Source organism: Streptomyces sp. WAC07094, from assembly GCF_036320405.1.
GTDB classification, from domain to species: domain Bacteria; phylum Actinomycetota; class Actinomycetes; order Streptomycetales; family Streptomycetaceae; genus Streptomyces; species Streptomyces lannensis.
Window position 1 is genome coordinate 56,185 of the sequence record NZ_JAVMJZ010000003.1, and the last position, 13,801, is coordinate 69,985.

Sequence of the window (13,801 nt, forward strand, 5' to 3'; positions counted from 1 at the left end):
CACGGTGGGGCCAGAACCCCAAGATCTTCATGAGTCTTCTAGGGCGTGTCGTCAAACGATCTTGCCTGGTGGATCATGGTTGGGTGATACGTCGCCATGAACTGTCGGATGCCGAGTGGGAGTTCGTGCGGCCGCTGCTGCCCCATGCTGAGTCGGGGCGGAAGCGGCTGGACGACCGGATGGTCCTGAACGGGATCGTGTGGAAGTTCCGGACTGGGTCCGCTTGGCGGGACGTGCCCGAGCGGTATGGATCCTGGGCCACCTTGCACACCCGGTTCCGCCGCTGGGCGGCGGACGGCACCTTCGAGCGGATGCTGCGGGCGGCTCAGGCGAAGGCGGATGCGGCCGGTGCTGTCGACTGGATGGTGTCGGTCGACTCCACCATCGTGCGGGCCCATCAGCATGCCGCCGGGGCTCGAAAAGGGGGCTCCGCAGCCCGGAACTCGGACGGTCGAGGGGCGGCCTGACCAGCAAAATCCACCTCGCTTGCGATGGCCTAGGCCGGCCCCTCGGCTTCACGATCACCGGCGGCAACACCAACGACTGCACCCAGTTCACCGCCGTCATGCAGGCCATCCGCGTGCCGCGGATCGGACCAGGTCGGCCCCGGATCCTGCCCTCGCACGTCATCGGCGACAAGGGCTATAGCTCCCGGGCCATCCGCACCTGGCTGCGTGAGCGGGGCATCGCGCACACCATTCCGGAGCGGGCCGATCAGATCCGCAACCGGCTCCGCCGCGGCAGGCGCGGCGGACGGCCCCCGGTCTTCGACAAGGCGGTCTACAAGCGGCGCAACGTCGTGGAACGCTGCTTCAACCGCCTCAAGCAATGGCGCGGCATCGCCACCCGCTATGACAAGACCGCCCAGTCCTTCCAGGCCGCCGTCACACTCGCAACCCTGCTGATGTGGGCCTGACGTTTGACGACAGGCTCTAGGGCGGCGGGTTCCGGCGTGCACGCACTGCTGACCGGCAAACAGCGCTGGGAGTCCTCGAATGCAGGGCCCGCCGCGACGCCCCCCGTGTGAGTGCTGGCACGGGGGGCGCTGCGTTGCGCTGGCCCAAGTCGCATCCAGCTGGGAAGGACACCCGCAGCCAGCGGGCTACGTCGGCGCAACGCGTATTTACGGCTCGGCACTTTGGCCCGCGGAGGCGCCCCAGGTGGGAGGGCTGGCCGGGCGGAGCCTCGGCCGTCCTGGGGCGCCTTCCGCTAGATCAAGCGTGTCGCGGTCGGCCCACTGGCGCATCTTGGCCTTGCGAGCGCGCCTCCCACATGCTGCGTCTGGACAGGTGGGGGGCGCGCTCCACCTCGACTCCCAGCGTGCCTGGCTGGAAGGACCCAAGGCCGCGTGGAGTCGAGCCCATTTTGACTTGGCGGCGTGTGGGTCGCGATCCGTGGTAGCCATGCGGGTGGCCCGGTAGTGAGTGGGTGCGAATCCGGTGCACGCGGACAAGGCTGGAGCTGGTGACAGCAGTGCCCTGCCTGGCACACCGACCTGACCGCCCAAGGGGCCTCGGACCCTGCGCTCCATCTTGGTGACTTACGATGAGGCCGATGGGCAAGGGCGCCGATCATTCAGCGCTTTCCCGCACCAGACTGTGCGGAACGGCTTGGTGCTTCGCGGTGCAGGACGGAATTGGCAACGATATTCGATGGCAGTCGGCTGCCGGAGAAGGACCGTATGGAGGGATTCCGGTCGGTTTTTGTCCGGGAGACCGCGCCCCACCACACCGTCTTGCTGCGCCCGCGCACCGGTCCCGTCAACGCCAAGGTCGATCTCTGGCGGCTCAACGACGACGTCCAAGTAATGCGGCTGAACAACACCGGTGTGATGCACCGGCGATCGGAGCAAGCGCTGCACGCGACGGGCCCCGAACGTGTCGCCTTCGTGGTGCATGACGGCAGCCCCGGTCGGTACGAACACGCGGGACACGCTCGGACGCTGAGCCGAGGAACCCTATACCTGACCGATATCAACGCGGCCTTCACCTACTCCCGGTCCGGCGAAGGCGCGGCGATCATCGCACAGATCGAGCGGGATCGGCTGGGCGTCGCCATTGAGCAGGTCTACCGGGCGGACAGCCGGTTGTCTGCAAGTCCCTTCTACGATCTGGTACGCCAGCACATCGCGGGAACGCCGGGGAGCGCGGCGGCGATGGGAGAGAGGGAGCGCACGCTGCTAGCCGGGATCACCGCTCAGCTGATGCGGGCGCTCATCGTGACCTCGGCCGATCCCGAAAGCGCCGCCGGACGTGAGGCGCTGCAGGATCACTTGGTGGACCGCATCCGGTCGTATATCGCCCTGCATTTCCGCGATCCCGGGCTCACCGCCGACCGCATCGCCTACGAGCACGCGATCTCCGTCCGTCATCTCTTCCGCCTGTGGACTGGCCAGGGCGCCTCATTGGGCGAGACGATCATGGCGGCCCGGCTGGAGGCGGCCCGGCAAGAGCTCGTCGCGCACCCGGCGGTTCCGGTCGGGCACATCGCCCACCGGTGCGGCTTTGTCAGTGTGTCGCACTTCAGCCGCCGTTTCCGCGCGGCGTTCGCCTGCTCCCCCACTCAGTGGAGGGTCGAGTCCGCTGGGAGCCCGGCCTCTTCACCTGAGGCGTGACGACACCGGCGGGCCGGCGCCGTGTACACCACCTGGTGTACACGGCGCCGGCCCCTCGCCCAGGAGAGGATCAGCCCTGAGGCGGCGCGCTCAGCGCGGCACGCAGGGTGTGTCCGGCCAGATCCATGGCTGCCTTCGCGGCATGGGTGTCCCGGAGCGCGTCGAGCATCACGAAGTCGTGGATGATGCCTTGGAAGCGCACGGCGGTGACGGCCACGCCGGCCAACCGCAGCTTGTTGGCGTACGCCTCGCCCTCGTCCCGCAGTACGTCGGCTTCACCCGTGATGACCAGGGCCGGAGGCAGTCCCTTGAGCTGCTCGAGGCTAGCGCGCAGCGGCGAGGCGGTCGCCTCGGCCCGCTGGGCCTCGTCGGTGGTGTACTGGTCCCAGAACCACTGCATCCCGTCGCGGCGCAGGAAGTAGCCCTCGGCGAACTGGTGGTAGGAGCCGGTGTCGGCGTGTTTCTCTGTCATGCGGGCATCGAAGGCCTGCCTGAGGTGGACCCGGCGGCCGAAGACCCGATCAAGGGTGCCCGTGAGCTGATCGAGTGGCGCGGCGGCGGTCCTGAGGTGTGGGCGTGAGCAGCCGCACGAGACGTAGGGGCCTGAACAAGTCAGCGGCTGGTGTTCAGCCTGCGCGTCAGTTCCTCGCGAATGTCTGCCACGAGGTCCCCGGTGACACCCCCGGTGACAACCATCTCGGCCACGTGCCGCAGCTTGATGTTGGTGCCCATGGAGGTCTCACGGAGTACGTCCCACGCCCTGTCTGGCGTCATGCGCCCCTGCGTGACAACGACGCCGATCGCCTGATCGATCACGGCGTGGGAGTTCACGGCTTGCTTGAGTTGGGCGATCTCGGTCTCCAACTCTTCGATCTCGCTGAGGCCGCCTGCAGGCTCCTGCGCAGCAGAGGGGAGCGACTGCGGATCGCAGTGCACATTGCCTCCCGGGTGTAGGGGTCCTGGTGGTGCGTCTGTCCGAGCTACGGCCATGTATGCCCGGCATACTCTCACGCTCGCATGGGAGGGGGAGGGGGCAACATCGGATGCCTCCGTTTGGCCAATATCAGAAGGTGATCGTGTGGAGTTTCCCGTCGCGGTCGCCCTTGCTCAGCTCGTACCGCGGCTGCCGACCGGGCCGGGCTGGTGGTACGAGATCAAGCTCGACGGCCACCGTACGATCCTGTGACGGACAACTGAGGGCGTTCGGCTCCAGGCGCGGTCGGGCCGGGACGTCACCGCGTCATGGATGGACATCGCCCTCGCAGGGATGGACCTGCCTCCCGGGGTGATCCTCGACGGTGAGGCGGTCATCGTCGTCGACGGCGTGATCTCGTTCGAGGCCGCGCAGTCCCGCGCGGCGTCGGCGCCGGCCCGGGCGCGGAAGCTGGCCGAAAGATACCCGGCGCTGCTCATCGTCTGGGACGTCAAGCGGAATCCCGCACGAACGCTTTCATCACCACCGTTGTGGGTGCCCAGGCGATCTTCATCGTCGGGGATGGCGGCCTGGGAGCACTGGCGACCGAGGTGTGGGAGCCGTGCGGCGCCGCGGGCGCCGCGCTGTACCTCCTCGCGCGCTGGCTACGTCGGAAGCGGGGGATTGAGTTGGCGTCTTCGGAGTCTGAGCCAACCGAGGACTAGAGCCTGTCCGGCGATCATGTCCGCTGCCGGAGTGGATCTATCCTGAGCGCCCAGGGGGTGTTGTGGAGCGAGATGTTCAACTGGTGCGGGAGTTGGTAGCGGCCTCGCCGGGATTCGAGGATCTGTTTGAGTCGCACGTCTTCAACGAAGACGGCGTCCTGTCCCACCTGTTCTTCTGGGATGTGGTTCAGGAAACTGTCGCATCGTTCCTGGGAGGAGATGAGACGGACTGGCGAGTCACTTTGCGGTTCCTGGAAGAACAGCTTCGACTCGATGTCCCTGAAGTGACCGAGGTGGTTGCCACCTCGTTCCTCTTCAACCTGCCGTGGCCGGGCCAGCCCGGGTACGGCCTTGTCGACCACCTTGGTCCCGTCATGAGTGCGCGGTTCGCTCTGATCCGGCCGTCCGGTTAGAACTCGCCCGGTTGATGTGACTGCGGCGCGTTCAGGCCGTTGATGCGGGCATGGGGCGGGGTGAAATGAGCGATGCCGAGTGGGAACCGCTGCGGCCGTTCTTGCCGATCAGTAACAGACTCAGGCTGGCGGAAGATTTCAAGTCCAGTGAGACGGTCGTGACGCTATGAGGTTTGTGGTGCGGGTTCCCTGCGCTTGGCCGGGTCGTTGATCCATGCCTGCTGGGGTATCCGGGGTGGTCGGGGGCGGCGGCCGAAGCGTTCGGGATGGCGGGCGTATGCCTCGGCGAGGGTGACGGCACGCTGATCACGGACCTCCTCGGCGGTGCCGAAATGCACGCTGGCCGGTGTGTGCCAGCCGATGCCCGAATGCCGGTGCTCGTGGTTGTAGTACGCGATGAACGCCTCGAACCACTCACGGGCATGGGCCAGCGAGTCGAACCGTTCGGGGTAGTCGGACATGTACTTCGTGGTCTTGAAGTGGGCCTCGCTGTAAGGGTTGTCGTTGGAGGTCTTCGGCCGCGAGTGCGACCGTGTCACCCCGAGATCGATCAGCAGCTGGGAGACCTTCTTCGAGGTCATCGAGGTGCCGCGGTCCGCGTGCACGGTCTGGGGCACGATGCCGTTGCGGGCGATGGTCTCGCGGATCAGCTCCCCGGCCCGCACCGCTGATTCGGCCCGCTCGACGGTATGGCCGACGACGTAGCGGCTGAAGATGTCGATGATGACGTAGGCGTGATACCAGACGCCCTTGACCGGTCCGGCCGCCTTGGTGATGTCCCAGGTGAACACTTGTGACGGTGCGGTGGCGACCAGCTCGGGCACTGTCTTCGCCGGGTGGGTGGCCTGGCGGCGGCGCTCGCCGGACTGCCCCTTCTCGCGCAGGATCCGGTACATCGTGGAGACGGAACAGTGGTAGCGCCCGGCATCCAGCTCGCGGGCCCAGATCTGCGCGGGCGGCAGCTCGGCGTACTCGTCGCTGTTCATCATCTCCAGGACCGCCGCCCGCTCCTCGGGTGCGAGAGATGAGGGCTGGGCCTGCGGTTTTCTGGGTTTCCGCTCGGGCGGGGGCCGCAGTCGGCGGTAGTGGGTGGCCCGGGAGCGGCCGGTCAGCCGGCACGCGGCCGTGATGCCCAGTTCGCCCTGGACGCCGGTGAACGCGTCGTCGACCACCGGTTCGGCGGCAGCGTTCAGTCCGCGCCCTCGGAGATCATTTCCAAGAGCGCGGAAGCTTTTCCCATGACTTCCAACGCGGCCTTGTTCCGGGCCAGTTCCTTCTCCAGCCGTTCCACCTGGCGGCGCAGCTTCTCGTTCTCCGCCTCGGCAGCAGGCTTCTTCGGCCTCGCCGGACTGGTCCGCTGGTCGACCAGCTTCTCCAGGGCCCCGGCATCCCGCGCGGCCCGCCATTCCTTGACGTGCGAGTGGTACAGACGCTCGCGGCGCAGGACCGCGCCCTTCTCATTCTTCGGGGCGGCGTCGTACTCGGCCACGATCCGCAGCTTGTACTCCGGACTGAAGGTGCGGCGCTTCGGCCGGGGAGCCGGGTCGGACCCGGCGGGGGCGGTGCTGGTCATGAGGGGGTGGTTCTCCTGTCGTGCCCTCTCAGGCTAACCCGACGAAGCGGGATGTCTCACCCAAGGCTGACAGACAGGGTGGCAGCACTCCACCGAATACGCCGGGAGGCGGAGGCATGCGAAACCCGGAAGGCATGGACAGCTATGAGTGGTGGTGGGTACGCACCCGCCATCCAAGAACCCAACGGTTCTTCCTCCACTACTCAGAAGCACACCCTGGAGCACACCAGAACATTCGCGTCTATGACCGGGAGGGCCTCGACTGGGCGCGCCTCGTCTGGAAGGTCTGTCACGAGTGCCAGCGCGGTGTCATCTCGAAGATCCCTCTCACCCCTGATGTGCAGCGCCAAGGGCTGGGCACGCTGCTGATCGAGCGTGCGCTCATGGATGGACACGACTACCGCTGGACCACCAGCTCCCAGTCACCCGACGGCCAAGCGTTCTTCAAAGCGATGGCTGCACGAACGGGCGCCGAGTTCACAGCCCGGGCCAGGACGTGCAGCCATATCCGAGACTCACGCCACGGTTGGTCGAAGCCAGTGCTCGACCGGCACCTGCGGAAGGCCGCCGGCTTCACGAGGACCGTGCCACTCACCGTGGGACCGTGACGCCGAGCGGGTGACAGCGTGGACGACCCCAATGCCGCGGATCCGACCTTGCCGTTGATACGCCATGGAACCGGGAGACGAGGAACTGTCGCGGCTGCTGGACGTACCGGCGAGCTACGCGCCTTCGCTCACCTGCACTGGTTCCGCCGCCTACGGATTCGCTGGGAGATACGCGACGACATCCACGAAGCATTCCTCACCTTGGGATGCGCACTCATCTGCTGGACGCGTCTCACCCCACGACGGCAGACGGCCCCTGTACCGCATGGACCGTGAACTGAAGTTCCACCCTGGGGCTGGACAGCCTGATGCTGGGACGACAGGTCCCGGAGGAAGCAGTTCCAGGTAGTGAGCAAGAAGAGCAACACGAGCAAGCGGTACTCGGCCGAGTTCAAGAGGGACGCGGTCGCGTTGGCGTTGTCGTCGGAGAAGACGGTGACGGAGGTCGCCCGGGACCTGGGCGTGAGCCCGGAGGGCCTGCGGGGCTGGGTGAAGCAGGCGAAGATCGACCGGGGTGAGGGGCCTGCGGGTGCTCTGACCAGCGACGAGCGGGAAGAGCTGCGGCGTGTGCGCCGCGAGCTGGCCGAGGTCAAGAAGGCGAACGAGATCTTGGTAAAAGCCGCGGCCTTCTTCGCGAAGGAGATCGTGAAGTAGGCGCCGTGTGCCTGTTCATCGATGCGGAGAAGGCCACCGAGGGCAACCCCGATGGCTACAGCGTCGCGCGGCTGTGCCGCGTGCTGGGCGTCAACCGTTCCACCTACTACTCGTGGCTCGCAGGCCGGGAGACGGTCGCCGAGCGGCAGCGGGCCGAGGATGAACTCACCGAGGAGATAAGGGAGATCCACGGGAAGTCCCGCGGTGCCTACGGTGCCCCGCGTGTGACGGCGGTCCTGCGGCGCCGGGGCAGGCGGATCAACCGGAAGAAGGTCGAGCGGATCATGCGGGAACGCGACATCCGCGGTATCACCCGCCGCAGGCGCCGTAGCCTGACGAGGGCCGACACCAAGGCCGCCTCGTCACCGGACCTGGTCGGCCGTGACTTCACCGCTGCGGAGCCCGGCACGAAACTGGTCTCGGACATCACCTACCTGCCCACCCTCGCCGGCTGGTGGTACCTCGCGACGGTCCTCGATCTGGCCACGCGCGAAGTGATCGGGTACGCCATGGCGGACCACCACCGGGCTGAGCTGGTCGTCGACGCCCTTCGGATGGCCGCGGGCCGCGGCGAACTGAAGGAGAACTGCATCACGCACTCCGATCGCGGTTCTGAGTACACCTCGCGTGAATACCGCACGGTGATACGGGAGTTGAATCTGAGGCAGAGCATGGGACGAACCGGCTCATGTTACGATAGCGCCGTCGCTGAAAGCTTTTTCGGTCTGCTGAAAGCGGAGATTGGCACCACGGTCTGGGGGTCCCACGAAGCCGCCCGAGCCGATCTGTTCCGCTTCATCGAGGTCGAGTACAACCGCACCCGCCTGCGCAAGCACCCCGAGTACGGCTATGTCACCCCGCTCGAAACCAGAGCTCTGGCGACGCAAGACCTCACCCCCGCAGCGTAACCACCCGCTGTCCACGAACAGGGTGGAACTTCAAGCGCTCCAGCTCATTGAACTCGCTGAACGTGCGCTGGTCTCGGCTGTGATCTATGAGCGCGAGCGGGGCTCCTCTTGGGCGGATATCGCCCGATACCCGGGAATCGATGCTTCGGAAGCTGAGGCGCGTTTCGCCGCAGACCTCACCCTCTGGGATACGGCGTTCGAGGTCCCTTACCGACTCGATGAAACGGGCCGTAAACGCGTACCCCAGCTACCCACGGCGGCCTATGACCCTGCCTGGGCCTGCACTCAGCTCGACCGCTGGGCCTACCTCCAGCGGCTGGGTATCGACGACGAGCGTGCGGTGAGCTCCGGTCTCGTCATGGCCGCGCCGGAGGAAGAGGGATGCCCAGGAGTGGAAGAAGGCTGAACGTGTCACCTCAGCCCTTGTCGAGACCGCGTGGGGCGGCTGACACCAGTGGCTGACACCAACAAGCGCGAACAACAGCGGTCGACGCCGGACCCCAGTGGACGATCGGCGGAGGCTCAGGCCCGGTTGGTCGATGTCGACGGTCCCCGTGATCGACCTGATAAGGATGAGGCCGCAGGTCCAAATCTTGCGGTCGATCAGGGGCTCACCCGGGTGGAAGAGGACCTCTGGATTGCTTGGGACTCCACCGACCTTCGCATCAGCCCGGCCGCGTGTCAGACTGCCCTTCATGACTTACAGCCGAAAGGTCCATGCCGCGTAGGCGCCCATCACGCCTGCGGGCGGACAACAGGTGCTTTGCTGCGCATCGCCGCTACTCGAAGCTCGGTCGGCTCTCTGGCCCAGCTCAGGCACAGATCATTCAGTTGGAGCGGACGCGTCTGCAACCCGGCCTGGTTAAGCAAGCTCTCACTCGGTGGAATGCCATCGCACGTGCGCCGTGGGATCAACTCCCGTCGCCGTTCAGCGATCGGTGCGGAGTTCCGGACTGCTGCCCGGAACCGGCGGACGAGCGAGATCTGCTGGAACTAGTGATCTGCGCTCTCCCCAAGAAGACCGCGCGGGAGCTCCGCAACCTCGTGCAGCCTCTCGATCTGAAGATCCTCGAACGTCCCGACGCTGTGCCGTACGGCAACCCACCTCATCGATGGTGGCAAGACGCTTTCTGATGACCGTGCGCCATCGTCAATCCGGTGCTGTACCGCAGCGAAGTACAGCAACCACAGCAACCGCCTACACCCGGCAGTGCCCATCAGCACCCGTCAGGCGGCCTGTATGACCGTCGATGCCCGATCTCTGTAGAGCTACGGATCAGAAGGGTGCCGACCCGGCGCGCTCCACCACCAGCAGTGCCCGCCTGTCAGTGCAGCGTGAGAACCTCCGGGCATGAGCTACGACTTGGCTGTGTGGGAGGGCGAGCGCCCTGTTGACGACAAAGTCGGCCGCGCGCGCGTTCACGGACCTCTATGAGCGCTACGTCGACACGGATGTTGAGCATCCGCCGACCGAGCGCATAGCGGCTTACGTCGCAGGCCTCCTGGAGCGGTGGTGTGACCTGACCGAGGACGAGGAGGACACCTCTCCTTGGTCGACGGGGCCGTTGATCGGAGTGGCACGCGGCCCGCTTGTCTACTTCCCGATGCGCTGGAGCATGGCTGAGGATGCCCCTACCTACGCGGCGGACCTTGCAGACTCGATGGGGCTGGTCTGCTTCGACCCTCAGCAGCGCCGGCTCAGGCCCTGAGGCTGGGAGTGCGCTCCCGTCTCAGTTTCCGTCTCATTCGCCGGAGTCCGGCCTCGTTCACCGCTGTCCAGCAGCAGCGGCGGCCACCAGATCAGAACGGACTCGGACGCAGGTGAACGCTCCTGCACTCACCTCGGCATCTCACCAACAGAGTTGGAAAGCGGGTTGGTCCGCACGGAACATCGGGCCCAAGACACCGCCGATCGAGGCGGCTATGTTGAGGACGTGGACCAGGAAACGATCACCATCAGGCTCACGCGCGATCAAGCGTTCGTGCTGTCGGACTGGCTCTACCAAGTCATGTTCCAGTCCGACGACCTTGAAGGCATCGTGCACGACCGAGCTATCTGGTCGCCGATCTACGCGATCTCCGGAACGCTGGACAAGACGCTGAGCGAGATCTTCATGCCCGGCTACGACCCACGCCTAGAAGCAGCCAAGGAGCGTCTCCGCGCCGATCTGTACGGCGGAGCCGGCGAGTCGACGGCACCAGGCCAGGACACGATCGACGCACCACAAGCGCACCAGATAAGGCCGGGAACAGCGCGGAACCACGGTGAAAGCCATCAAGGGCAATGAGACCTGGTGCCAGGTGAACGCCCAGGTCAGCAGCCCTACCCGTCCCAAACGCCCGCAGCTTCCCAACCTGACAGCCGGCATCTACCCTTCGCTCATGGCCGACATCGAGCTTCCGCAGGGCTCGTGTATGCAGCTCGGCTGACGCTGGTTGAGCATGTACGGGCGAACGGGCCCGTGCGGGACTGGAGCCCTGAGGCCGATGCTGAAGGAGCGGATCTGCAACACGCCTGCGAGGTGAGGGAGGCCGTTCTTCAGAAGGCGATCGATGAGAGCGGCCTGGAGCAGAAGCACGGCCGGCGGGCTCTTCGCCGAGCACTCATGGCCGGGGCCGCACCACAGATGGCAAGCCGGCCCGGAACCACGCCGGACCACACGTGAGTGTCTAACTGATCGTTTCAGAATGCCATCCTGCGGAGATGCAGGCGGCCTCATGGAACAATCCCATCAGCCACGGGCTCAGGGGGGATGACGCCGTATGGAGCGTGTTGGGGCTGCACGGGACCTTGTGCTCGGCTACGTCCACGATCTAAACGCGATCAACGAGGCCATGAGGGTGGCGATTCCCTCGCTGGAGCGACTGGCAGATTTCCTCGGCCTGGCCCGTTCGCGCCGGATCAGCCGGAGTGGCCACGTCGGCACCTACTCCTACTCGGTTCATGGGGCAGGGTGCCGCTTCGAGTGCGACAACGGCGCTGAAGTCGATGTGGACTTCGCAGCCGACGGGAGCGAAGTCTTCGACCTTTGGCGGCTGCGCTGGTACGGGCAGAGCCTGCCGGAGCCTCTTGACGTCACGGATCAGGACCTGCAGGCCGCAGTGCGGTCCCTACAACCGCTTCTGACCGAGGTGCAGCCCGGGTGGTTCAGCGTGGCCAACTGATCGCTTCAGGATGAGGTTCGCAAGCGGCGCAGGCATATGAGGCTGCAGGCCAGTTCGAGCAGGCCCTGATGGAGATCGGCCCGTCGCTCGTAGCGGGTGCGGAGCCGTTTGAACTGGTGCAGCCAGGCGAAGGCTCGCTCGACGACCCAGCGCACCTTGCCCAGCCCGGAACCGTGGCCGACGCCGCGTCGCGCGATCAACGGCTTGATGCCCCGCTTCCACAGCAGGCGGCGGTACTTGTCAAAGTCGTAGCCCCGGTCCGCATACAGGCGCCGGGGCTTGCGGCGGGGACGTCCCCGGAGACCCCGGATCGACGGAACGGCGTCCAGTAGCGGCAGGAGCTGGGTGACGTCGTGCCGATTGCCGCCGGTGAGCGTGACGGCGAGCGGGGTTCCGTGACGGTCGACAATCAGGTGGTGCTTGGATCCGGGGCGGGCACGGTCGACGGGCGAAGGGCCGACATGATCCCCCCTTTGAGAGCCCGGACGTGCGACCCGTCCACGGCGCAGTCGTCCAGGTTCAGCAGACCGGCGCGGCGCAGCTCGGTCAGCAAGGCAGCATGCAGGCGCGGCCACACGCCGGCCTCGGTCCAATCCCGCAGCCGCCGCCAGGCCGTCACACCGGAACAGCCCACCGTCTCCGCGGGAACATCACGCCACGCGATACCCGTTCGCAGCACGAACAGGACTCCGGCGAGGGCCACTCGGTCAGGAACACGCAACCGCCCGGGATAGCGACGGCGCCGCTCAGGAGCGGACGGCAGCAGCGGGGCCACCCGCTCCCACAGGTCGTCCGGAACAAGATCAGCACGCACCCCAGACACCCTGCCGACCAAGATCCTCGAGCACAAGACCCGCAGCTCAACTCATTCTGAAACGATCAGTAAGTGCGTGACAACGCCGACGAACAGCGGCGAACAACCGCGGACGCCTGCAGACCGCCGCAGCAGGTGAGGGGCATACCAGCGTGAGGTCAAGCGCCCAGCGAAGTTCGTTCGGGACGAAGCGGTCACGCCACCCGGGCCAGCCGTAGGGTGAGGGCGTGCGAAACGACCGACACGACGAACCCCTCTCCGACGAGGAACTGGAACTCTTCTTGCAGTACCTCCATCGCTTCGCCAAGCACGACGTCGATCAGTTCGTACTCATGGAGGTAGGTGACCCCGACTACCCGTGCTACCTGGACTTGTCCCGGGCGCCGGCTCCCGGAGCCGATCCTGCCGTCTACCGTCGCCCGTAGCCGAACAGGGCGGGGCATCTGACATCCACGGCTGACATCAACGGCACCGGACGTCAGCAGCTCCAGGCGGCCGTAGGCGCCAGGAAGACCTCTAAGTGGGGGCACTCGGCGCGCGCTCTGCCCACGCACGGCAGGCAGATCGGCGGGTGCGTGGTGAGTAGATCTTCCGGCCAGCCTTCGTAGTCCTCGCGGTTGTCCTCGATCAGCCACAGCACGCCGCGGTGATCCTCGGCGGCCGGGCCGCCGCACACCTGGCACAGCAGCTCCGTCATAGCGCGGCGCTGGCGGCCGGTGTGGACCTTGCCGTACATCGGGCGGCTGACGCCGGGCGAGTCGGGGCGGCGCTGCCACAGCACGCCGCGTTCGTCCTGGTCCGAGGCGACCTCACCCGCGTAGCCGATCCCGCCGAGCGGGCGGAGCAGGACGGCCGGGTCGCCGGTGAGTTCACTCGACCAGGACGTGATGAACGGGACGGTCGACGGGCGCTTGCGGCACCGCTTGTGCGTGAAGCCGGGAGGCAGTGCGCCGCCGTTACGGTCGCGGCGGGCGTGCCGCTTGAGCGGCTCCCCGTCTTCGATTGGGTCGCCGCAGATCGTGCAGTTCACGAGTCGACCCCCAGCACGCGCCGCAGCTCGATGACGCGGCGGGCGAGTTCGGCGACGTGCAGCGCGCCCGCTAGCCGGCCGGAGCCCAGCTCAAAGCGGCAGGCGTACTCGGCCGAGTCGGCGGCGCTCATGAGGGCGTACCAGGTGCGCGAGCGCTCCTCGGCCTGCGCTGTGTGTTCGCGCGCGAGGGGAACGAGCCGCTCAATCTCTTTGCGGAGGAGCTGGTCGACTTCGACGAGCCGCTCGTGCGGCGGCATGCTGTGCCCGGCGTCGAACGCTTCGACGATGAGGGCCGCGACCGGGTCGACCGCAAGCTCGCCGGGTGAGGAGTCTGGCGGCCGGTGGGCTGTCGCGTGCGTCATGTCGGCGCTCCTCGGCGTTGGG

Annotated in this window: 17 protein-coding genes and 3 pseudogenes; 13 read left to right on the top strand and 7 right to left on the bottom strand. The window is 66.6% G+C overall.

All coding sequences use genetic code 11. From position 1 onward, the window contains the following. Positions 1 to 86 precede the first annotated feature (86 nt). A pseudogene (locus RCR19_RS39725) lies at positions 87 to 916 on the top strand (IS5 family transposase). A 765-nt stretch (positions 917 to 1,681) separates the two neighbouring features. Then, the gene (locus RCR19_RS39730; protein WP_331269970.1) at positions 1,682 to 2,614 is read left to right on the top strand and encodes a helix-turn-helix transcriptional regulator; all 933 of its coding nucleotides are present in this window, start codon (positions 1,682 to 1,684) and stop codon (positions 2,612 to 2,614) included. A 70-nt stretch (positions 2,615 to 2,684) separates the two neighbouring features. On the opposite strand, the pseudogene RCR19_RS39735 reads toward RCR19_RS39730, so the two are convergent. After that, a pseudogene (locus tag RCR19_RS39735) lies at positions 2,685 to 3,086 on the bottom strand (alpha/beta hydrolase fold domain-containing protein); the annotation flags it as partial. Between RCR19_RS39735 and RCR19_RS39740 the strand changes: the two are divergent. After that, positions 3,072 to 3,194, top strand: a complete 123-nt coding sequence (locus RCR19_RS39740) for a hypothetical protein (protein WP_331269971.1) — start codon at positions 3,072 to 3,074, stop codon at positions 3,192 to 3,194. The pseudogene RCR19_RS39735 and the gene RCR19_RS39740 sit on opposite strands and share 15 nt — an antisense overlap. 32 nt (positions 3,195 to 3,226) lie before the next feature. Here the strand turns inward: RCR19_RS39740 and RCR19_RS39745 are convergent, their stop codons facing one another. Further along, entirely contained in the window at positions 3,227 to 3,550 is a 324-nt protein-coding gene (locus tag RCR19_RS39745; RefSeq protein WP_331269972.1) for an ANTAR domain-containing protein, read from the bottom strand. Positions 3,551 to 4,335: 785 nt separating this feature from the next. Here RCR19_RS39745 and RCR19_RS39750 point away from each other — a divergent pair. Continuing rightward, on the top strand, positions 4,336 to 4,665 hold the full coding sequence (locus RCR19_RS39750) for a hypothetical protein (protein WP_331269973.1): 330 nt from the start codon (positions 4,336 to 4,338) through the stop codon (positions 4,663 to 4,665). A gap of 164 nt (positions 4,666 to 4,829) precedes the next feature. On the opposite strand, the gene RCR19_RS39755 is transcribed toward RCR19_RS39750, so the two are convergent. Together RCR19_RS39755 and RCR19_RS39760 are read right to left on the bottom strand one after the other, a co-directional pair. Next, positions 4,830 to 5,837: an IS3 family transposase gene (locus RCR19_RS39755; protein WP_331269974.1), complete on the bottom strand. Its 1,008-nt coding sequence runs from the start codon at positions 5,835 to 5,837 to the stop codon at positions 4,830 to 4,832. Positions 5,838 to 5,854: 17 nt separating this feature from the next. Beyond that, entirely contained in the window at positions 5,855 to 6,238 is a 384-nt protein-coding gene (locus RCR19_RS39760) for a hypothetical protein (protein ID WP_331269975.1), read from the bottom strand. A 116-nt stretch (positions 6,239 to 6,354) separates the two neighbouring features. Here RCR19_RS39760 and RCR19_RS39765 point away from each other — a divergent pair, with 116 nt between their 5' ends. The 8 genes and pseudogenes from RCR19_RS39765 to RCR19_RS39800 all read left to right on the top strand — a co-directional run bounded on the left by RCR19_RS39765 (position 6,355) and on the right by RCR19_RS39800 (position 11,573). Then, positions 6,355 to 6,846 carry a hypothetical protein gene (locus RCR19_RS39765; protein WP_331269976.1) on the top strand — a complete coding sequence of 164 codons (492 nt, stop codon included), beginning with the start codon at positions 6,355 to 6,357 and terminating at the stop codon, positions 6,844 to 6,846. Positions 6,847 to 7,194: 348 nt separating this feature from the next. Beyond that, on the top strand, positions 7,195 to 7,500 hold the full coding sequence (locus tag RCR19_RS39770) for a transposase (protein ID WP_331269977.1): 306 nt from the start codon (positions 7,195 to 7,197) through the stop codon (positions 7,498 to 7,500). A 5-nt stretch (positions 7,501 to 7,505) separates the two neighbouring features. Continuing rightward, on the top strand, positions 7,506 to 8,408 hold the full coding sequence (locus RCR19_RS39775) for an IS3 family transposase (protein ID WP_331269978.1): 903 nt from the start codon (positions 7,506 to 7,508) through the stop codon (positions 8,406 to 8,408). Between the two features lie 22 nt (positions 8,409 to 8,430). Then, positions 8,431 to 8,814 (top strand): hypothetical protein, encoded by a 384-nt coding sequence (locus RCR19_RS39780; RefSeq protein ID WP_331269979.1) that lies wholly within the window; start codon positions 8,431 to 8,433, stop codon positions 8,812 to 8,814. A gap of 945 nt (positions 8,815 to 9,759) precedes the next feature. Continuing rightward, positions 9,760 to 10,117, top strand: a pseudogene (locus tag RCR19_RS39785) (hypothetical protein). Between the two features lie 225 nt (positions 10,118 to 10,342). Beyond that, on the top strand, positions 10,343 to 10,696 hold the full coding sequence (locus tag RCR19_RS39790) for a hypothetical protein (protein ID WP_331269980.1): 354 nt from the start codon (positions 10,343 to 10,345) through the stop codon (positions 10,694 to 10,696). After that, entirely contained in the window at positions 10,674 to 10,838 is a 165-nt protein-coding gene (locus tag RCR19_RS39795) for a hypothetical protein (RefSeq protein ID WP_331269981.1), read from the top strand. Before RCR19_RS39790 ends, RCR19_RS39795 begins: the two co-directional genes overlap by 23 nt. 333 nt (positions 10,839 to 11,171) lie before the next feature. After that, the gene (locus RCR19_RS39800; protein WP_059131993.1) at positions 11,172 to 11,573 is read left to right on the top strand and encodes a hypothetical protein; all 402 of its coding nucleotides are present in this window, start codon (positions 11,172 to 11,174) and stop codon (positions 11,571 to 11,573) included. A 5-nt stretch (positions 11,574 to 11,578) separates the two neighbouring features. On the opposite strand, the gene RCR19_RS39805 is transcribed toward RCR19_RS39800, so the two are convergent. Further along, positions 11,579 to 12,387 (bottom strand): IS5 family transposase gene (locus RCR19_RS39805; protein WP_331268534.1). Its coding sequence is split into 2 segments (ribosomal slippage): positions 11,579 to 12,048 and positions 12,048 to 12,387, totalling 810 coding nucleotides; the frame shifts between segments, so codons are not numbered across the junction. Between the two features lie 227 nt (positions 12,388 to 12,614). Here RCR19_RS39805 and RCR19_RS39810 point away from each other — a divergent pair. Further along, the gene (locus RCR19_RS39810; RefSeq protein WP_059131374.1) at positions 12,615 to 12,812 is read left to right on the top strand and encodes a hypothetical protein; all 198 of its coding nucleotides are present in this window, start codon (positions 12,615 to 12,617) and stop codon (positions 12,810 to 12,812) included. 53 nt (positions 12,813 to 12,865) lie between these two features. Here RCR19_RS39810 and RCR19_RS39815 read toward each other — a convergent pair whose 3' ends face one another. Next, entirely contained in the window at positions 12,866 to 13,417 is a 552-nt protein-coding gene (locus RCR19_RS39815; RefSeq protein ID WP_331269982.1) for a hypothetical protein, read from the bottom strand. Continuing rightward, positions 13,414 to 13,779, bottom strand: coding sequence for a DUF6415 family natural product biosynthesis protein (locus RCR19_RS39820; RefSeq protein ID WP_331269983.1), 366 nt, complete (start codon positions 13,777 to 13,779; stop codon positions 13,414 to 13,416). Before RCR19_RS39820 ends, RCR19_RS39815 begins: the two co-directional genes overlap by 4 nt. Positions 13,780 to 13,801 lie beyond the last annotated feature (22 nt).

Coding starts and splice junctions, on each gene's coding strand:
- RCR19_RS39730 (WP_331269970.1), top strand. CDS start 1,682: ATGGAGGGATTCCGGTCGGTTTTTGTCCGGGAGACCGCGCCCCACCAC.
- RCR19_RS39760 (WP_331269975.1), bottom strand. CDS start 6,238: ATGACCAGCACCGCCCCCGCCGGGTCCGACCCGGCTCCCCGGCCGAAG.
- RCR19_RS39765 (WP_331269976.1), top strand. CDS start 6,355: ATGCGAAACCCGGAAGGCATGGACAGCTATGAGTGGTGGTGGGTACGC.
- RCR19_RS39800 (WP_059131993.1), top strand. CDS start 11,172: ATGGAGCGTGTTGGGGCTGCACGGGACCTTGTGCTCGGCTACGTCCAC.
- RCR19_RS39820 (WP_331269983.1), bottom strand. CDS start 13,779: ATGACGCACGCGACAGCCCACCGGCCGCCAGACTCCTCACCCGGCGAG.